This is a genomic window from Psychrobacter sp. H7-1 (assembly GCF_904846585.1).
GTDB classification, from domain to species: Bacteria; Pseudomonadota; Gammaproteobacteria; order Pseudomonadales; family Moraxellaceae; genus Psychrobacter; species Psychrobacter raelei.
On sequence record NZ_CAJHBH010000084.1, the window covers coordinates 1 to 2,739 of the forward strand.

Below are 2,739 nucleotides of genomic sequence, written 5' to 3' on the forward strand. Positions count from 1 at the left end.
TCGCTAAGCTAAAACAGTATAGGGCGGTTGCCACTAGATTTGATAAGCTCAAGCAGAGTTATGAAAATACGGTCGCCCTTGCTTGTGCTTATATCTGGCTCAAATTATGAATGTTCAACACGCCCTAATGTCAGCCTACTTTTTGAACCACCACCAAAAATTGAAATTAATGAGAATAACAAGGTTTTAATCTACTGTTGCTTACGTGGTGTAGGACAGAGAATACAGGCATAATTTTTCGTTTACTGAGAGGTAATGACATGAATAGTAAGGTTTTATTATCGACAGCTTTAGTAGTAGCAATGGGTCTGACAGGTTGCCAAACGATGGGTGCTAGTCAGCCATCAACTGCTGATAGCGCAATGAGTAAAGTGATGTGGCAAAAGAGTGGTGCCGCTTTTCAACAACCAAATGACAGCATGCTAAAAGCCAATGAAAGTCGAATTGTCCTTTTACGTCAAAATAACACAGCTCAAACTGGACCTATCGTCGTAGGTATTGGCTCTGATGGTCTTGTAGGCGTTAACACAGATAACTTTTTTCAAGTCAGCTTAGTGAATAATCATTACTCAGACATAGTTGTCTGTAGTGACTCACAAGTGGTGACTGCTCAAAATATGAACAGCGTGAATGGTCAAGTGCTTGCTCAGGCGAAGACTTACAACTTTACGCCACAAACCACAACTTACCTAAAAGTAGATATCTCTGCGAACGGCGTACCTACAATTCAGCAAGTCTCTACTGCACAAGCCTTGTCAATGCTGAACCAAACGACGCGTCAAACGCATCAGATCAGTCGTGTTTCTATAGCCTGTAGCGCCCCTAAACCAGTCGCTATACCGCCAGCTGTAGTCGTTCCAGTGCCACCACCTTCTCAGAACTTACCCATCAGAAATGAGCGCCAATTTACAGTCTTATTCGATTTTGATAGCACCAAAATTACGGCCAATACTGCAGCCGAGCTAGGTGAAATGGCTGACTTTATCAGAACTCGCCCGACCAACAACAATATCATCTTAGAAGGTCATACAGATAGCAAAGGCTCTGAAAGTTATAACTCGAAACTCTCTCAAGCACGTGCCAATACCGCCAAAGATATCTTAGTGAATAGATATGGCGTCGACAGCATGAAATTGAACCCTATGGGATATGGCGAATCAAGACCTGTGGATACCAACAACACTGAACAAGGGCGTCAAAACAACCGTAGAGTTGTCGCTACTGTCGTATCAGAACAATAGGCTTTTTAGTAACCGCATACCTATCATGACCTTACTCAGAATCAGTAATCAAAGGATAAACTTATGAATACCATCACGGTCAAAGTCCACGACAAAGCGAGTACCATCGCTGAGAATGTCGTCATTACCCAAGACGGCGTACCCACAGTTATCGAAGCTAGCAAGAAAGTGAACTATGAGCTCATCGATCAGGCTACTGGTCGCGCGCCCGATCACATCGTAACCAAACGCGTAGGTAAAGATTTACAAATTTCATTTGAAGAAGATAGTGACACTCCAGATCTTGTTATCGAAGGATTCTATGACAGTGGTGATAGCGCTCTTATCGGCTTAGCCGAAGACGGTAGCTACTACTACTACGTGCCAGACACTGGCGAAATAGTAGACTATGTAACTGAACTACAAGCAGGCGAAATCGAAGGCCAAGCGCTTGGCGGTCAGTCACAAAGCTCACCTTGGTGGGTTGGTGCTACAGAAGGTTTCAATGCTATTCCTTGGCTAGTTGGTTTAGCAGGTGTAGGTATCGCTGCTGCCGTAATGGGTAACGATAATAATAGTAATAAAGATACCGTCGCCCCGACAGCCCCAACCATCGACAGCCCAGTTGCTGGTGATAATGTCGTGAATGGCGATGAAGCTGAAGACGGCTTCAATGTCACAGGAACCGGTGAGCCTGGTGCCACCATTGAACTAACTGATGGCAGTGGCAACGTCATTGGTACCACAACCGTTAATCCTGATGGTACTTGGAGTGTTCCTGTTGACCAAGCTGACATTGACGCTATGGGTGAAGGTCCTGAAACTATCACCGCCACGCAAGAAGATCCTTCTGGCAACGTCAGTGCCCCTGTCACTACAGACATCACGGTTGATACAACCGCCCCTGACGCACCAACCGCCGTCATCGGCAATGGGGATGACTTCATTACCGCTGACGAGATTGATGAAGCGGGCAACGTTGCAGTCACTGTTGGCTTACCAGCAGATGCTGAAGCGGGTGATACCCTTGTGGTTAACGGTGTTGAAACCGAGATTACCCCAGAGGACATCACCGCTGGTAGTGTTGTGGTTGACGTCCCAGCCCCAACTGAAGGCGAAGCGCTTGAAGTCACCGCAACGATCAAAGATCCTGCTGGTAACGAGTCTGAGCCTGGCACGGATGATGCGGTACGCGATACCGTTGATGTGACCGCCCCAGTCGTAGCGATCAGCGTTGACGACCTCACAGACGACAACATTATCAACGCGGCTGAAGCGGGTGAGAACGTCCCTGTCACAGGTACCGTCACCGGTGAGTTCCAAGCAGGCGATGTGGTCACCGTCACCGTCAATAACACCGACTACACCACAACCGTTGACGCTGATGGCACTTATAGCGTCGATGTTCCAGGTAGCGAGTTGGTTGCTGACACCGATGGCGTGATTGAAGCGAGTGTCACCACAGAAGATGCTGCGGGCAACCCTGGCAGCGCTGACACCACAAAAGACTTCACTGTTG

At 47.4% G+C, this 2,739-nt stretch carries 2 protein-coding genes and 1 pseudogene; all 3 read left to right on the forward strand.

Annotated elements, in window-relative coordinates; all coding sequences use genetic code 11:
* Positions 1 to 110 (forward strand): annotated as a pseudogene (locus tag JMX92_RS13200) (IS5/IS1182 family transposase); the annotation flags it as partial.
* A gap of 150 nt (positions 111 to 260) precedes the next feature.
* The gene (locus JMX92_RS13205) at positions 261 to 1,241 is read left to right on the forward strand and encodes an OmpA family protein (protein WP_201546132.1); all 981 of its coding nucleotides are present in this window, start codon (positions 261 to 263) and stop codon (positions 1,239 to 1,241) included.
* A gap of 63 nt (positions 1,242 to 1,304) precedes the next feature.
* A partial coding sequence (locus tag JMX92_RS13210; protein ID WP_201546133.1) for an Ig-like domain-containing protein occupies positions 1,305 to 2,739 on the forward strand: 1,435 nt, incomplete at its 3' end.

Coding starts and splice junctions, on each gene's coding strand:
- JMX92_RS13205 (WP_201546132.1), top strand. CDS start 261: ATGAATAGTAAGGTTTTATTATCGACAGCTTTAGTAGTAGCAATGGGT.